The sequence below is a fragment of the Malacoplasma muris genome (assembly GCF_046774425.1).
Classification (GTDB): domain Bacteria; phylum Bacillota_I; class Bacilli_A; order Mycoplasmatales; family Mycoplasmoidaceae; genus Malacoplasma; species Malacoplasma muris.
Genome location: NZ_CP177248.1, coordinates 612,768 through 631,108, shown reverse-complemented (window position 1 = coordinate 631,108; position 18,341 = coordinate 612,768). Strand labels below are relative to the sequence as shown.

The window sequence follows — 18,341 nt, the reverse complement described above, 5'->3', positions numbered from 1 at the left end:
GTCAAGCATCTAAAAATTTATTAAAAGATAGTTCAAATATTTTAGTTCTTAAAAAAGATAATGGTTCATTACTAGATATTAAATATGGAGAAATTGTGGGTACATCAACTTCAATTAATGAACCATTATCAAATGATAAGAAAAATAAAATATCTATTAATCAACAAGAACTAAATCAATATATAACTTTAAACACATCATTAACACCAGCTAAAGTTATTGTTATCTATGATTTAGATAACAATATTGTAAATAGTGATTTTGCAATAGATGGAAATGGTTATGGTGATGGTAGTTATGATAGTGAACAAACTATTATAGATAATGCATTAAATACATTAATTTTTAACCAAGATGCTGAATATGTATATTATGTTGATAACAATCAAGAAACATTGGTTAAAAATTCAGTTAACCAAATTTATAGTTTATCTTTAAATGATAAAATATATTATTACCCTACATTTAAAGATGCAAGAAATGAATTGAAGGAGTATATTAATTTAAATGCAAAACATTTTAATTAATAAAAGTTAATTATGAAATTAAACAAAATATTAATGTCAACTTTAGTTGGGTATTCATTACTAACTCCAGTTATACTATCATCATGTTCAATAAAAAATTCTAATTCTTCTTCAAACAATGAAGAACAAAAACCTAAAACAATTCCAGTCCCTTTTCAAAGTTCTTTATATGATACTTGAGATCCTACAAGTAATAGTTTGACTTTTGGAACTTCTGCTGACACTACATATGAAATTCCAAGTGTAGATGAATGATTAAAAAATGAATCAAATAATGGACGTAATTTTTCACATAAAGAAACAATATATGGTTCCACTAAAGATGATAGCTTTGGTTGTGATAGTAGATTAGATGGAAATTTACATTCCCCTTTGTTTAAAACAGTTAATGATTTTTATACATGAATAAAAAAATCTGAAAATAATTATGATCTTTCTTTGTGGGCACCTAATGAAAACATAGAGGATAAAATATTTAATTTCAGGACTATTAATTGGGATTTTATAACTAATCCTAATTGTTATACATCCATATATATATATATATATATACTTTTTCTTATGAAATAGCTGATACACCAGTAAATAGATATATTCAAGGTTTGAAAATAAAAACATTTCCAGTAAATGGTTATGAATGAGAAATAAATAGATATGATGATAATGGAGAATATAATAATAAAAAAAGTTTTAATTTTAATTTTGGTTTTAAAAACTCAACTACTCCCACTAATCAATAAAACTTCATTATTAATAGATTCTATAAATCCATTATCAAGTAATTTAGGAATTATATTAGCATTATATTCTTATCACAAAAGAATGACTGATCCAAAATTTAATAGCAGTCAAGCATCTAAGAATTTATTAAAAGATAGTTCAAATATTTTAGTTCTTAAAAAGGATAATGGTTCATTACTAGATATTAAATATGGAGAAATTATTGGTACATCAACTTCAATTAATGAACCATTATCAAATGACAAGAAAAATAAAATATCTATTAATCAACAAGAACTAAATCAATATATAACTTTAAACACATCATTAACACCAGCTAAAGTTATTGTTATCTATGATTTAGATAACAATATTGTAAATAGTGATTTTTCAATAGATGGAAATGGTTATGGTGATGGCAGTTATGATAGTGAACAAACTATTATAGATAATGCATTAAATAATTTGCTTCTATAGGTAGAAATGTTATTTATAATCATTTTCTTAAGTATATTGATAGAATGATAGTATATTAATTTTAGTTAAATAACATTAATTAAAATTAATTATTTATTAAAAAAATAAATTGCCTTTAATAATCTTTTAATTACATTTAAAGGCAAACTAAATGCATTAAAGGATAATTAATTAAAGTTTTATTATTTTAATTAATAAAATTTTATGAGATTAAATAAAATATTAATGTTGACTTTATCTGGATGTGCAATATTTGCACCAATTGCATTAACTTCATGTAATACTAATGGTTCAAATTTGCCAGCAAATACAATTTCTATTCCATTTTATGATGAATTATATGATACTTTTAATAATGAAGTGTATATATGTCTTACTGAAGATACAACTAGACCAGCATATGAAATACAAGATATAAACAAATGATATCAAGAAGAATCAAATAATAATAGAAAATATAAATGAGAAAAAGTAGATGTTAGTTATGATGAAAATAACACATTAGCATATGATTATTTTTCATTAACAGATTTTGTAAATGGTTCTAACTTATTTTTTAATAGTACTAATGAATTTTATAAATGAATAAGAAAAGATACTTTTAACTACAATTTTTATTTTTATAATGGTGATCCAGCTAATAAAAAAGAATTTAAGTTTGATTCTTTAAATTGAGAATCTATTTCTAACCCAAATTGTTATGTTATTTTATTTGTAACAACATATAGTTATGATAAAACTATAACAACAAATAACAAAAGATATGTATGAAAAATAATAGTAAATATGTTTCCAAAAGAAGGTTATGAATGATATATCGATAGAAAAGGTGTTACAGAAAGCTATAATAATAGGAAATTTATGGAATTTACTTTTGAATTTCCAAATATTAATGGTAAATATGATTGGTTTTCATAATTTGTTAATTATATACTAAAGTAAGAACTAAGTATTCTTACTTTTTTATTTATTGTTTTTTTACAAACACTATTTATAACTTATTTTTTATTTTTACAACTATAACTTATTTTTTTATAATTTCTTTTTAAACAGAATGCTAAAATATAAATATGTTGATATTAATTAATGTTAATAATTGATATCAATTATTAATTAAAAAGATATAAAAAGCTAAAATAATAAGTTTTTATTTTTAAGCTGAAAATTAAATAAAAAGGAGAATATTGATTAAAATATTAATTATTTTAATTAATGAAATTAACAATGAAATTAAATAAAATTTTCATTATTTCTTTGGGATGTTGTGGAGTTCTTGTACCTTTTGTGTTGTCATCTTGTTCAACAAATTCTACAACAACATCAATTGATTACAATTCTAAACAAATTCCAGTACCATGTCCAGCTGATTTATATGATAGTAATGATACAAAACCTCAATTTGCTAACATGAATCCAACTTCTCAATATTATATAGAAAATGTAAATCAGTGATTTCAAAATGAATTAATTGATGGAAGAAATTATAGATGAGACAAATCAACATATGAAGGTGGTAACGGAACACAACAAAGAACTACTGAATATTTTTCAATTACAAATTATATTAGTCATAATCCTACTAGTTCTAATCCGCTTTTTAAAAATGTTGAAGAGTTTTATGCATGAGTTAGATCAAGTACTATAAATCATACTTTTATTTTTTATGGCAATAATAATTCAAACAACAATAGTGATAGCAAAATATATCAATTTAACGATTTTAATTGAAGTTTTTTAGCAAACCAAAATTGCAATGTGTCTATTGTTTTAATAACTAATTATATGACTGATACTACAGTTGCTCATAGAAATATTATGGGTATTAGAATTGATGCTTGACCAAAAACTGGATCTGAATGATTAGTAAATAGAAGTGATAATAGTAAAAACTATAATAATACAAAGCAGCTTATTTTTCTTTTTTCTTTTACTGATTCAAATATAAAATAACAAATAAAAAAGGAAATTAATTATGAAATTAAATAAAATTTTAATATCAATTTTAATTGGGTGTGGAATAGTTATTCCAATTGTATTAACTTCATGTTCAACAAGCAATTCTAATTCATCTACAAATGATAATGATAATACACCAAAAGAAAAAATTACTGCACCTTTTCAAGATGCACTATATGATTCTGCTCCTGGAAATTCACTTTATTTTTATGTTAATGATGCTCTAACTATCCCTCAATATAAATTAAATGATGTAAATCAATGACAACAAGAGGAATTGAATGCTGGAAGAAAATATGAAACAGAAAAAATTAATGGTATTGATGATACAAATAATAGAGAATTTTATGATACATTTATATGTTCATATTTTTCAGATAATGTTTCAACAAACTCTGATGTATTGTTTAAAGATTTAAATAGTTTTTATACATGAATTAAAAAAGATCAAGTTGAATATTCATTTTATTTGAATAATGAAATTTCAGCAAATAAAAAATTATTTGCTTTTGATAGTTTTGATTGAAATTTTTAATGAATCCAAATTGCAATGTATATGCATATTTAGAAACATATTTTTATAATGTTGATAATCCAACCAATGAAAGACTTATAACTTATATAAAATTAGTTGTATCTCCAAAAAAAGGATATGAATGAGACATAAAAAGAACTAATAATAATGGAAAATATAATAACAATAAATTAATAGAGTTTAGTTTTAATTTTCCTGTTACTAATAATATATAGTAAACTATTGCTAAACTTTTATAATTTTTCTTTAATGAATGCATTTGATGCATATAAATTAATTATGTTATAAAAATAAATAATATTTTTAAATTAATTGAATCTCTATATTTTTTATATTAATTAATGTTTTACCAAAATACAAAGTGCAATGCATATTTTCAATGATGTGTACACTTTGTATTTTTTATTTAACTATCATATTTCTATTCCAACTTTAAGTAATTTTTAAATGATACAATGAAAAAAATAAGTTAAAAATATTGTTTTAAATCACTCTATTATATGTGCTTACTTAAATTATTTTTTATTATTGATATGGAATATTTTATTTAATTTTCAAATTAAATTAATCCACTAAAAACATAATAATATTATTGATTTTTTTGTTGCTATGACTAATTTTCTTAATAATTGACTTATAGTCAAAACATTTTATAATAAAGTTAGATTAGTTGAACATAAGTATTATTTTTGCTTTTGTTTTTTCAGTTAGTTGTTAACTATTTATATTTTATATTTTGCATTTATATTAAGATAAAATAGTTTTAATATTGTTGAAGGAGAGATTTAATTATGAAATCTAAACGTATTATTAAAAGTATTTTAATTTATACATTAACACCAATGTTAACATTAACATTAGGTGTAAAATATTTTACACAAGGTTTACAAAATAATAATGATTACTCTTCTACAAGTTTTTCTTCATCTAATTCAACTACAACAGATTATGCTGATGTAGTGCCTGAAGGGAAAGCTCGTTTAATTGCAGGTAATGATAAGATATCTGATCAAGATGCTTATGTTTTAACTATTTATGGTGATGGTTTTATGAAAAACCAACAAGATAAATTTTTTGAAGAATCCAAAAAATGTGCAGATTATTTTATGTCCATATCCCCATTTGATGAACTTGCCTCTATTATTAAAATTTATGCTGTTGGTGTAGTATCTAATACTGATATTATCCAAGGAAGTGAAAAGGATGGAAATAATATTCAAGAAGAAAGAGACACTTATTTTCATACTAAATTTTACACAAACTGAATGGAAAGATTAATGACTTGTAATGATGAAGGTAGAAGAAAAATTTCAGAACTTAAAAAAGCATTTAATCCTTATTCTGATCAATCACTTATCATTTCTAATGCAACAAAGTATGGTGGAGGTGGAGGAAATATTCCAGTTATGTCACTTGCAGAACAAGCTCGTGATATTTTTGTACATGAATTTGCTCACTCTGCAGCAAAATTAGGTGATGAATATTGAGAAGATGGATATGCCTTTGAATACCCAAATAAAACAACTGAATCTGATCCTGAAAAGGTAAAATGAAAACGTTTTATAGGATTGAATGGAATAGGTGTTTATCCATTTCATGATCAAAAACCTAATACTAATGTTCCTAAATATTATAAACCTTCTCAAACATGTAAAATGTATGCGCTTGTTCAACCATTTTGTGAAGTTTGTAAAGAAGAACTACGTAGACAATTGACAAGACAAGCAAATACAACAATGTTATTTTTTCAAAAATATGCAGATGAAATACGAATTGGTCAAAGCGGTAAAGACATGAGTGAATACTTTATTTTTAGAAAAGGTAGTAATGAGGTTACTGGAGATAAAATAACAAGTGGATTGACATTAACATATTATACTGAAAGTGGAGAAAAGTTAGATGCTGCTCCAAATGCAGTAGGTAGATATAAAGTAAAAGCAACATTTAGCGGAAATGAAATGTTTGATCCATGTGAAAAAACTGCAGAATATGAAGTGCTTGATAGAAAAGCAATTATTGTTGAAAACAAAATATATGATGGAAAACCAATTGCAATAGATTACTCACCAAAGGTTACAAATTACACAGACATAAATTATCAATTTGCAGGAAAAATTATGTATTCAGATACTATTACAGAAGAATACAATAGTACTGAAGCACCAATTTTACCTGGTGAATATACTATAACTGCAAAAGCAATGAATAATGGCGTTGTTGTTGATGAACATACTGAAAAGTTTAAGATTGAAGCAAAGCATGGAAATATTATCAATAATTTGGGTGCAGAATTACCATATCAACACACTGAATATAAACCAAGAAAAATTATGTTTGCTGGTGAGGGGTTTGCACCAAATCAACAAGAAACATTTGAAGAACTTACAAAACAAGCTATAACAACTTTACGTACATCTGAACCATATGCAGAATTCCGTAATTACTTTGATTTTTATTACACTAACACTGTTTCAAAAACTTCAGGGTTAGGAAATAATAGTTATTTTAACTTATCAAAAGATGGTGAAGGAAAAATAGTAAATTCTGATAGAGCAAAAACACTTTCTGAATTTTTACAACAAAAATATTTTGGTGAACTTATGACTAATTCTGGAAGTTCAACTAATGGTACAAATGAATATAGTGTATGTATTGTATTTGTTAATGATCCATTAGTAAAAAAAGGTTTATGTGTAAAGGATGAAAAAGGAACACGTTTTACTATCTATATACCTGCAAATAATGATGGAATAAAATATGCTGCAAAAGAGCTTGCAAATATGATTACAAATCATGATGAAGGTTATACACCTACTACTGCTGAGCAAAAGGATGAATACATTAAAAAGTTTAGATCATCATTTTTCTATAAATATCCATCAGCATATATTCCATTTGTAGCAGATGGATACAATAAAACTTTTGCCTATACAGGACAACCTATAGATTTTACAAATTATTTTCATATGTATATAGAAGGTGTGCAACTTGATTCAAATTCAATAAGTAATTATTATCAATATACTTATTATGCTGATAAAAATGGTGAAATTGGCGAAAAACTTAATGAAGCACCAACAAATGTTGGAACTTATTTTGTTTCAATAAAATTAGCTGATAAAAATGGATATTCAATCTCTGTTTATAATCCTGTTCATCATACTACTGAATACGCTATGAGTGTAACAGCTATAACAAGATTTCATATTTCAAATTCAGGTGATGTTAATGATGGACATAATGACTACATAAATTTAGGTAAATTTAATTTTCCTGATGTAACACCACCAACTCATGGAGAAACAACAAATCCACCAGTAGATAAAGATCCTATAACAGCATCAAAGAAGTTATCAAATCAATTATGAATAATTGCTATTCCAATTTTTATTTGTGTTATTGTTGCAAGCACAATAGGAACAATAGTATATCTACGTAAAAAGAAGAAAAAATAAAAATATTTTATTTTAAATTAATTGATAATATTATCTTGATTTTATATTATGAATAAGTATATAAATGAAAATGTGTACAATACAAAATAAGATATTTAATATAAATTAAATTATGATTGTAATTTAAGAAGTTGCAAGATAATTAATTTTGCATAATGCTATCAATAATTTTTGGTTGTAAATATTAAAATATAAGATAAAAATAATTTTTAAATAAGCTATCAATGCTTATTTTTTTTTATTTTATTTTCTTGTTACAATATATTTAATATGTTTTAATATATTGGTTATAAAAATGAAAAAATTAAAATTAACTTTATTGTTTTTATTACAAGCATTGATTGTTGGTGCATCAACAGCTTTTATTGCTCTTTTTATAACTAGTAATAAAAATAATAACAATTATATACAATCACCAGAGGATGAAAAACCAGTAACTTCTATTGATGCAGATTTTAAAAAATTATTGCTTGGAAATGATATTGTTACCAATATGCAAAAGTTAGAAATTTTTGCTAACAATTTTGGTTTTTTTGGAGGCAGTGATTTTAGTTATGATGAGTTTTCTCTTTATGAACATAATGGTTTTAGAACACTATCATCCTTATTTGATGATTATGCAAGATCTTGAGCCCCATATAACTTTGGTAACTCTTCAGAACATAATAAATATGTTTATGGTAAAAGAGTTATGTTTGATTTTACAAAGCAAAATAATTCTATAAAAGATATATTGTTAGATTTTGATAACCAAACAATAAATAATAACATTTTAAGTGTTGTATATCAGCTCGATACAGTTGATATTAAATCTAATGATGAGAATGAATATTCTATTTATTTAAAAGAATTAATTGATAAATCCTTATCATTAAGAAATAATACAGGAATGATTATTATTAAAGATTATTATTATACAAACAATATTGAATTTAATAATTTAAGTAATAAATATACACAAGTAATTAAAAAAACAATTTTAGATAATTATAAGAATGATCAAAACAAGCTAAATAGAATTCAATTTGTTAATCATGGTTATTTGACAACAAAAAAAATGTTATCTATAGATGGGAATTTTATTGATTATGGAATAGATAAGAATAATAAATTAACTATTAATGGTCAATTTGAATTATTTGCACAGTTTTTATCTGTAGTTTATCCTAATTGTACATCATATAATCAACATTTTTCCCCAACCAATTTTGATCAATATACAATAAATCATGAATATTCAAATCTTAATACTAATAATTATTTACAACCTATTGTAGATCAAAATAAAGTAAATAATTTTCAAGCATATTTAAAAACTTTGCAAAAAGCTAATTGAAGTTTTGTTGGTGATTCAATTTCTTATGCTGGAGTTCACACAAAAGGATTTAATGGATATACTGAATATTTTAGATGATTAATACGTAATGAGTATAATAGAAAAAATGATTTTTCTTTTAACCAAGCTATTAATGGAAACAGATTAGAATGAGAAATAAAATATAAAGATTATAATTTTTCTCAATATAATACTGATATTCTTAGTGTTATGTTAGGAACAAATGATGTTACATCACATTACAATGAATCAGACCAATTCTTTATTGATTTAACAAAAACAAGTCTTAATACTTTATATAATCAATATAAATCTAAAAATCCTAATGGGTGATTGGTTTTAAATACAATAACATACCGTTATAACAATGAGCATCAAGACATAATGAATCAAAAAAGAGATGTTATGAATCAAGAAATAAAAAATTTTGCTCAAGCTCATAATGATGTTTTATTGAATGATACATGTCAAACAATTAATTACTTTATTAAAACATCATTAAATAATGACACTAGTTCATCTAGTTTATCAATAATATATTCTCGTGATTCTTGACATTTTAATACAACAGGAAATTTAATAATAGCTAAAAGTTTATTGCATTCTTTAGGATTTTCAATGACTTCTAATTTAGAAAGTTTTTAATAATAATTTATGAGTTAAGTTAAATTACTTAACTCATATTTTATTTTTTATGTATAATATATGAGTTATAGGAGAAATTAAATGGTAAAAATAAGATTGACAAGATTTGGAAGAACTCATCTTCCTTTTTATAGAATTGTTGCTATTGATTCTAGATCAAGAAGAGATGGTGAATATATTGAATTATTAGGAACATATGAACCATTTGAAAATGTAGTTAAATTAAAAGAAGATTTAATTTTAAAATGACTATCAGTAGGAGCACAACCAACAGATACTGTTAAAAATATTTTGAGAGAACATAAACTTTGATCAAAATTTACTGCATCAAAGAATTCTGCTAAAAATAGTAAATCAGTAAAAAAAGAAAAAACTAAAACTACTTCTAAAGTAGCTGCAAAAAAGCCTGCAAAAAAAACTAAATAGTTTAGATTTAAACTTATTTAGATTTAGATATGAAAAAAATTGTAATTTTAACTTTGTTTCCAAATGTCTTTAAAGAGTATTTTAATACATCAATTATTAAGAATGCTATTGATAAAAAGATTGTAGAAATTAATGTTGTGAATTTTAGAGAGTTTTCAAAAGATAAACACAAAAAAGTTGATGATACTCCTTATGGTGGTGGTGCTGGTATGGTATTAACACTACAACCAATTGTTGATGCAATTAATTGTTATAAAAGAGCAGAATCTAAAGTTATATTGCTAACACCTTCTGGAAGACAATATCATCAAAAAATAGCTAAAGATTTTTCTTTGTCAAATCACTTAATCATAATTTGTGGTCATTATGAGGGTTTTGATGAAAGAATTAACAATTATATAGATTATTCAATATCAATTGGAGATTATGTTTTATCTGGCGGAGAATTGGCTGCAATGGTATTAACTGATTCAATTGTAAGGTTATATGATGGATCTATTAGCAAAGAAAGTTTATTAACTGAATCTTTTGAAAACAATTTATTAGATTATCCTGTTTATACAAAACCTTATGAATATGACAAACATTTTGTCCCAAGTGTTTTGTTGTCAGGAAATCATAAAAAAATAGATAAATTTAGAAAAGAACAACAATTATTAAAAACTAAGACTAATCGTTTTGATTTATATCTAAAATACAAGAAAAATATAGGAGATTAATTATGCATGATATTCATAAATATAATAAATATGAAATAATGAAATATGTTGATTCTAAGCAACTAAAAACTAACATTCCTGATTTTAAATCAGGTGATACTGTTATACTGCACAACAAAATTCTTGAAAACAATAAATTAAGAATTCAAAAATTTGAAGGTGTTGTGATAAAAAGACGTGGAAGTGGTTTATCTGAAACTATTATAGTTAGAAAAGAAAGTAATGGTGTAGGGGTGGAAAGAACATTCCAAATTCATTCACCATTGCTTGAAAAAATTGAAGTTATTAGACGTGGTAAAGTTAGAAGAAAATTCCTTTCTTATCTTAGAGAAAGATCTGGTAAATCAGCTAGAATTAAAGAAAAAAAATAAAGTAAATATTTATCTAAATATATCCTTTATACTTTTAAAAATATTTAAATAGTATAAATGTGTTAATATTTAGATTTTTTATTATTTATTCTATTAAAATTATTTTATAGTTAATGTTATATAAAGGTATAATATGCAATTTGATTTTTTTACACCATTTACTGAATTATCATCAAGCAAAAAAAGAAAAGATTTTTCAATTAATAATGAATCAAAAGATGTTAAATTATTTGTTGCTTATTTAAAGGGGAAAAAGTCACTTTCTGATTTTGATAGTTTCATTTCTAAAATTAAAAAAAAGGATTTTAGATACAATCATGCATTGAATTATTTATCAGTTGCTATAGACAAAATTGAAGAATTAATTAAAAATAGTGATAAAAAAAATAATTATGATATATTTGCTTGCCAATATGATAATGTTGGCAATTTTCAAAAAGGTTGATTAACTCAAAAAGGCAATGATTTAATTGAATATTTTAAACTTAATTTTTTTTATTATAAACTTCCAATTATTGAAAAAGACTATGATTATTTATTAACTAATAATAAGGATTTTAATACTAATAGTAGAAAAAAATTGGATAAACAAATTTCTAAAAAATATGTAGCATTTCTTGAATATTATTGAGGACAAGCAGAATTATCAAGCATTGATGCTATTGTAGAAGATATAAAAGAATATATTGCAGATTATGATAAATCTAATCTACATCAACTTAAACAAATATTTGATGGTTTAATTTGTGAATTTTATGATGATTATTCAAATAAATTAGATTCAAAAAATAAAATTGATAAATTTGATGATAATGAATTTATATTGACTAATGTTTATGTTAAAAATATGTTAAGAATGACAGATGCAGAAAAACACTTTTCTAATCTTTTATTAACGTATTTTAAATTGTTTAAAGAAAAAGGTGGTTTTGACTATAGAAGAGCTCTTTTATTTTTAAGATGAACAGAAAACATTTTTGTTGAAAAATTAACAACAATAAAAAATATTAATTTAACATATGGAGAAATATATTTTTTAATTGATAATGTTTTCAATCAATCGTTGCATATTCTTGCATATGTTTATTTTTATGGATATAAAAAAAGTAAGTTAAATTAATTTATATAGCTGTAATGAATAATATAAATCTATAATTAATATTTATTTTTACAAATAATTATAACTAATCAAATTAATAAATATGTTATAATTTTTGAATTGATAAATTAGGATAGGTAGTAATATGTTTTCTGTAAAGGTCACAAAAGAAATAATTAAAAGAAATTTGGATTCAATTTTAAGCATTTCAAATGAAATTAAAGATAGTGATATTAGTATTGCAAATAAAAATATTACTATTAGATTACATATTATAGATTTATCAATTAATTATGTTGAAATTGCAAAAATGTTGCAAAAACAATTAGCTTATGAATTGAATGAAGCAACTGATTCTAGAGATTATAAAGTAGATGTTATTTTAGGTGAATAAGATGAAAAAAATAGACTCTAAATTATTTATTAACATGTTCGAAGGCGGTTGTAAATTCATAGCTGTGAATTGTGATTATATGAATGAATTAAATGTTTTTCCAGTTCCAGATGGTGACACTGGCACTAATATGAAGATTACTACTACAAGTGCTATTGAAAATGTAAAGGCAAATATAACAGATCAATCAAATCTTTATGATATTACAAAGTTATTAGCTAGACAGTTACTAATGAATGCACGTGGTAATTCTGGTGTAATTTTTTCTCAAATATTTAGAGGTTTTTTTGATCCTATTAAAGAAGACACAAAAGAAATAGATATTAATCTATTTATTGAATGTTTAATAGCAGCAAAAGAAAAAGCATATAAAAGCATTTCTAATCCCGTAGAAGGAACAATTCTTACAATTATTAGAGTAGTTTCTGAAGAAGTTGTTAAAAAAACATACAACAATACACTTGAACTTTTAGAAAATGTTACAAAAATAGCTTTAGATGCATTAAAAAAGACACCAAATATGTTACCTAGTTTAAAAGAGGCAAAGGTTGTAGATTCTGGTGGTTATGGTTTGTGCAAGTTTTTTGAAGGTATGTTACAAGTGCTTTCTGGAAAAGAAACTTTAGATGACCAAGAAATTAAACAAGCTTCAAGTGAAATCAAAGATATTTCAACAAATAGTAAAACAACATTTATCACAAATCCTAGTAGATTTGAAATTTCTGAAGAAGGTTTTGGTTATTGTTGTGAATTTATTATTCAATTGAATTTTAAGACAACTGAAACTCAAAAGGCTAAAGTTAAATGAGTTAAAAATATTTTTGAGCAAGAATTATTAGAACATGGAGATTCTTTAATAATTGTAAATGATGCTGAAATAGTAAAAGTTCATGTTCATTCTTTATATCCATATAAAATTTTTGAAATTGGACAAAAATATGGTGAATTTCTAAAGATAAAAGTTGATAATATGACTAAACAATTTTTGGATAATCATCCAGAAATATCTCCTAAAGAATTATTTAAGAAATTTAGAATGACAAATGATATAAAAATTGTTGCTACAGTTCCAACAGAATCTTTAGCTCAATATTATGATTCACAATTTAATATTAATAATACAATCATTACTGAAATGATTGGTAATCCATCAACAAATGATTTGCTTACAGGAATTAAAACAGCAAATTCAACAAATATAATTATAGTAACTGATGATTCAAATATTATTTTAAGCGCTGAACAAGCAGCAATTTTATATAAAGATAAAGCTAATGTTCAAATTGCAAGATGTAAAAATACAATGGAATCAATTTTTGCTTGTACAGTTTTTAACCCAAATATTTCAGTTTTTGATAATATCAAAGAAATAAATAAAATAATTAAAAAATCATTTACTGGTTTATTATCAACATCTGTTAAAACTGCTCAATTTGGAGATGTGTTAGTTGAAAAGGGAGATTTCATAGGTATTGTTGATAAAAAAATTATTTTAGCTGAAAAAAATAGTGAGATTGGTGTAATATCTTTGATTAAAAAACTTGTTTCTAGAATTAGAAAACCAAAAATTGTTTATATTGTTTATGGTCTTGATGTAACAACAAGAGAAATAAGAAATATTGAAAAATTTGTTAATGAATCATATGGAATTAAATGTAAAAATATTAAAGGTGATCAAAAATTATATAAATATTTTGTTGGTGTACAATAATTTAAATAATTATTTGGATATCAAATAATTATTTTTTTATGTGTAAAAAATTTGTATTGAAAAAATTAATTTCATTTATATAATTTACTAGTAAAAGTAAAAGGATATACTTATTATGAGAAAACTATTAGTAATAGAGTCTCCAAACAAAATTAAAACATTGTCTAAATATTTAGATAGTGATTTTGAAATTATAGCAACAATTGGACATATACGTGATATGTCTCCTTTTGGAATGGGTTTTGACAAAGAGACATTAGAACCAAAATGGATTGTACCAAAAGCAAGTAAAAAGAAAACTAAAAACGATTCAAATAAAGAAGAAATAGTTAAAGAAATATTAAAAAAATCCAGTAAGGCTGATGAAATATATCTTGCTACCGATCCTGATAGAGAGGGTGAGGCAATTGCTTGACATGTGTTTGATGTGCTAGATAAGAAAGATCAAGCAAAATGTAAACGTATTGCATTTAATGAAATTACTAAAACTGCTGTCTTAGATTCTTTTAATAATAAAAGGGATATAGATTTTAATTTGGTACATTCTCAATTTTCAAGAAGAGTTACTGACAGATTAATTGGTTTTAAATTGTCTAGATTAATGAATGTTAAACTTAAAGCAGAATCTGCTGGAAGAGTTCAATCTGTTGCCTTAAAGTTTATTGAAGATAGAGAAAAAGAAATCAATGCTTTTAAACCAGATTTTTGATTTACATTAGATGCAGTATTAGTTGATGGAAATTCTTTAATTTTAAAATCTGTTTCTAGTTCTTTGAATAATATTAATGTTTGGGAAAAAAGTTTTTCAACAGGTGTTAATTTTTCTGATAAAGAAAGTGCAAATGCTGTTTTAAATTCTTTGAATGATGAATTTATAGTATCTTCAATAGAAGAGCCAAGTTACAGTTCTTCAAGCCCAAAACCTGTTTATAAAACATCCACATTACAACAAGATGCAATTAATAAACTTGGATGATCATCTAAAAAAACAACAATTGTAGCACAAAGATTGTATGAAGGTATTGATGTTGATGGTAATCAAATAGCATTAATTTCTTATCCTAGAACTGACAGTGTACGTTTATCAAATACTTTTATAGATGCTTGTCAAAGTTTTATTAAAAAAGAATTTGGAAATGAATACTTAGGAGACAATTCTGTAAATAAGTTGACTAAAGAAAAACAAGGAGCAAATGTTCAAGATGCTCATGAGGGTATAAGACCAATTGATGTCAGTATCACTCCAAAATCATTACAAGGTAAAATTTCTAAAGATGATTTATCTTTATACAAATTAATTTGAGAAAGAACATTAGCATCATTAATGAGCAATGCTAAATTTAAAAGAGTAACAATTAAGTTTGATAATAATGGTAATGAATTTTATACATTTAGTCGTGAATGTATCTTTGATGGTTTTAGAAAAGTTTATGTAGATTACGAAGATAAAGATAAAGAAGCTATCATTGATTTATCAAAATACAAAATTGATTCTAAGTTTAAGTCTAAATCAATTGAAGTTAATGATCATCAAACAACACCACCTCCAAGATATACACAAGCTACTTTGATTGCTGAACTTGAAAAAGCAGGTGTTGGCAGACCATCAACTTATAGTAGTATGGCAAATATTGCTTTAGAAAGAGGATATGCTGAACTAGATAAAAGATCTTTTGTAATGACTGATATGGGTAAAGAAGTTATTGCTCAACTTGAAAAATATTTTCCTGATGTAATTAATAAAGATTTTACAAAAGGAATGGAAGAACATTTAGATAAGATTGCAAGTGGAACAGAAGATTGAAAACAATGAATTAAAGAATTTCTACCAATATTTAATAATGAAGTTGATAATGCTTATCAAAACATGGAAAAAAAAGAGGATGAAAAAGTTGGAAGAGATTGTCCAAAATGTGGTAAAGAATTATTAGTGAAACATGCAAGAAGAGGTGGAAGTAAATTTATAGGATGTAGTGGATATCCTGAATGTACTTATCTTGAACCATTTGAAAAGCCACAAATATTAGAACAAAAATGTCCTGAATGTAATAGTGATTTATTAATGAGAAAATCAAAGCGTGGTAGTAGTTTTGTTGGATGTAGTGGTTATCCTAAATGTAACTACATTATGAGTGATAAAGCTTATAATAAATTTATAAGTGAAAATCCAAATCAACCATTACCAAATAAAAAACAACTTGAAGAATCAAAAAAATCTTCAATCCAAAAACTAATTAAAAAAAGTTAATTATAAAAAATAACAAAGCATTTTTAATAAAGTGCTTTGTTATTTTTGTTTAATTATTATAAATAAAACTCTTGTTTTTTTGGGCTATATTTTTTGTATGACTTTTATTTTTTAATTTTTGTGATAATATTAAAACTCATTTAATTATTTAAACAAAACTAATAATTGTATATTTATTAAAATGAAGGGAAAAATATATGTCATTTAGCAAATTTAATTTAGATAATAGAATTATTACAAATTTAAATGATAAAAATATCACAATGCCAACTTTAATTCAACAACAAGTAATTCCTCTTGTGTTGCAAGGAAATGATGTTCTAGCAAAGGCACCAACTGGTACTGGAAAAACTGCAGCATTTGCAGTTCCTATTGTTGAAAACATGATTAATAATACATCTTATGATCCTACTGTTTTAGTTATTTCTCCAACTAGAGAATTATCAAATCAAATTACTGACACATTTAAATTTTTAACTAAAAAATTTGATTATAAAATAATTTCAATTATTGGTGGAGAATCAATAAAATTACAATCAAAAAAAATTGATAATGGAATGGACATTGTTGTGTCAACTCCTGGAAGACTAGTTGATTTAATTAAAAGAAATAAAATTAATTTAGATTCTGTTAAATATTTTGTTTTAGATGAAGTTGATTTAATGCTAGATATGGGATTTATAAGAGACATGAAATTTATTAAAAGTAAATTAACTAATATACAATTACAAACTGTTTTAGTTTCAGCTACTATTCCAGATGAAGTAAGAGAATTATCAAGGTTATTTTTAAAAGATAATTATGCATATGTTGAAACAGAGAGATTACAAATTAATAAAAATAATATCAAACATAATGTTTGTTATTTGTTGCAAAAAGATAAACCAAAATTATTAATTGAGTTAATTGAAAATAATCCAGACAACACATTTATAGTTTTTATTAACACTAAAAAAGTTTCTAATTATATTAGTAGATGTTTGTATGAAGCAAATATTAAATCTCAAATCATTCATGGTGATAAAAGCCAAAAATTTAGAGAAAAAGCAATTAGATCTTTTAAACAAAATAGAGTAAAAGTTTTAATTGCTACTGATGTTGCAAGTAGAGGGATACATATTGAAAATGTTAATTTTGTTATTAACTATGATGTTCCAAATAATAAAGATACTTATACTCATAGAGTTGGAAGAACAGGTAGAGCTCATAAAAAAGGTGAAGCATTTACTTTTGTCACAGAGGATGATTTATATTTTTTGAAAGAAGTTTATTATTCAAATAAAAATATCAATGTATTTATAGACAGCACATATTGTATTAATCTTGAATGAAATGATGTCAAAAGAGCAAGACCTGTTTCTACTAGAAAAAGAAAAATCAAAGATAATTCATCACCAAAAGATTATTATAATAATAAAAATTATGAAACGAAAAATGACCTTAGAAGAAAAAAAGGAATTGAAGAATATAATGAAAGAGTAAAATTAAATAAAAATGTTAAAAATTTTACTTGAGGAAATAATAATCAAAAATTTGATAGTAGTAATTCTAAAAATTTTTCTAAGCAAAATAATTCAAGACATTACAATAATATTAAAAAACACTTTTCTAAAAATAAACATAGTAATATAAAACATAATTAGTTTTTAATATCATCTATTAATTAAATAGATGATATTTTTTAATTATTGTGTTTATTTAAAAAAATGTTTTATTATAAAT

General features: G+C 23.7%; 17 protein-coding genes. All 17 read left to right on the top strand.

The features are described 5' to 3' along the window. Positions 1-95 precede the first annotated feature (95 nt). The 17 genes from ACLFO7_RS02525 to ACLFO7_RS02445 all read left to right on the top strand — a co-directional run bounded on the left by ACLFO7_RS02525 (position 96) and on the right by ACLFO7_RS02445 (position 18,262). A complete protein-coding gene (locus tag ACLFO7_RS02525; protein ID WP_412031949.1) occupies positions 96-527 on the top strand; it encodes a hypothetical protein in 432 nt (143 codons plus the stop codon). Positions 528-539: 12 nt separating this feature from the next. After that, entirely contained in the window at positions 540-1,097 is a 558-nt protein-coding gene (locus ACLFO7_RS02520; RefSeq protein WP_412031948.1) for a hypothetical protein, read from the top strand. Positions 1,098-1,181: 84 nt separating this feature from the next. Continuing rightward, positions 1,182-1,724: a hypothetical protein gene (locus ACLFO7_RS02515; protein ID WP_412031947.1), complete on the top strand. Its 543-nt coding sequence runs from the start codon at positions 1,182-1,184 to the stop codon at positions 1,722-1,724. A 204-nt stretch (positions 1,725-1,928) separates the two neighbouring features. Further along, the gene (locus ACLFO7_RS02510; protein WP_412031946.1) at positions 1,929-2,642 is read left to right on the top strand and encodes a hypothetical protein; all 714 of its coding nucleotides are present in this window, start codon (positions 1,929-1,931) and stop codon (positions 2,640-2,642) included. 306 nt (positions 2,643-2,948) lie between these two features. Continuing rightward, positions 2,949-3,674: a hypothetical protein gene (locus ACLFO7_RS02505; protein WP_412031945.1), complete on the top strand. Its 726-nt coding sequence runs from the start codon at positions 2,949-2,951 to the stop codon at positions 3,672-3,674. A gap of 22 nt (positions 3,675-3,696) precedes the next feature. Further along, a complete protein-coding gene (locus ACLFO7_RS02500; RefSeq protein WP_412031944.1) occupies positions 3,697-4,215 on the top strand; it encodes a hypothetical protein in 519 nt (172 codons plus the stop codon). Further along, on the top strand, positions 4,215-4,430 hold the full coding sequence (locus ACLFO7_RS02495; protein WP_412031943.1) for a hypothetical protein: 216 nt from the start codon (positions 4,215-4,217) through the stop codon (positions 4,428-4,430). Before ACLFO7_RS02500 ends, ACLFO7_RS02495 begins: the two co-directional genes overlap by 1 nt. 576 nt (positions 4,431-5,006) lie before the next feature. Further along, the gene (locus ACLFO7_RS02490) at positions 5,007-7,670 is read left to right on the top strand and encodes a M64 family metallopeptidase (protein WP_412031942.1); all 2,664 of its coding nucleotides are present in this window, start codon (positions 5,007-5,009) and stop codon (positions 7,668-7,670) included. Between the two features lie 295 nt (positions 7,671-7,965). Beyond that, on the top strand, positions 7,966-9,651 hold the full coding sequence (locus ACLFO7_RS02485; RefSeq protein ID WP_412031941.1) for an SGNH/GDSL hydrolase family protein: 1,686 nt from the start codon (positions 7,966-7,968) through the stop codon (positions 9,649-9,651). Between the two features lie 81 nt (positions 9,652-9,732). Further along, positions 9,733-10,077, top strand: a complete 345-nt coding sequence (rpsP, locus tag ACLFO7_RS02480) for a 30S ribosomal protein S16 (protein WP_412031940.1) — start codon at positions 9,733-9,735, stop codon at positions 10,075-10,077. 29 nt (positions 10,078-10,106) lie between these two features. Continuing rightward, on the top strand, positions 10,107-10,796 hold the full coding sequence (gene trmD, locus ACLFO7_RS02475) for a tRNA (guanosine(37)-N1)-methyltransferase TrmD (RefSeq protein ID WP_412031939.1): 690 nt from the start codon (positions 10,107-10,109) through the stop codon (positions 10,794-10,796). A gap of 2 nt (positions 10,797-10,798) precedes the next feature. Continuing rightward, on the top strand, positions 10,799-11,167 hold the full coding sequence (gene rplS / locus ACLFO7_RS02470; protein WP_412031938.1) for a 50S ribosomal protein L19: 369 nt from the start codon (positions 10,799-10,801) through the stop codon (positions 11,165-11,167). A 133-nt stretch (positions 11,168-11,300) separates the two neighbouring features. Then, positions 11,301-12,287 (top strand): hypothetical protein, encoded by a 987-nt coding sequence (locus ACLFO7_RS02465; RefSeq protein WP_412031937.1) that lies wholly within the window; start codon positions 11,301-11,303, stop codon positions 12,285-12,287. Between the two features lie 124 nt (positions 12,288-12,411). After that, positions 12,412-12,660 carry a hypothetical protein gene (locus tag ACLFO7_RS02460; RefSeq protein ID WP_412031936.1) on the top strand — a complete coding sequence of 83 codons (249 nt, stop codon included), beginning with the start codon at positions 12,412-12,414 and terminating at the stop codon, positions 12,658-12,660. Between the two features lies 1 nt (position 12,661). Beyond that, complete coding sequence (locus tag ACLFO7_RS02455; protein ID WP_412031935.1) at positions 12,662-14,371, top strand: DAK2 domain-containing protein; 1,710 nt, start codon at positions 12,662-12,664, stop codon at positions 14,369-14,371. 115 nt (positions 14,372-14,486) lie between these two features. Continuing rightward, entirely contained in the window at positions 14,487-16,619 is a 2,133-nt protein-coding gene (gene topA, locus ACLFO7_RS02450) for a type I DNA topoisomerase (protein ID WP_412031934.1), read from the top strand. Between the two features lie 197 nt (positions 16,620-16,816). Continuing rightward, a complete protein-coding gene (locus ACLFO7_RS02445; protein ID WP_412031933.1) occupies positions 16,817-18,262 on the top strand; it encodes a DEAD/DEAH box helicase in 1,446 nt (481 codons plus the stop codon). The last annotated feature ends 79 nt before the right edge of the window (positions 18,263-18,341 follow it).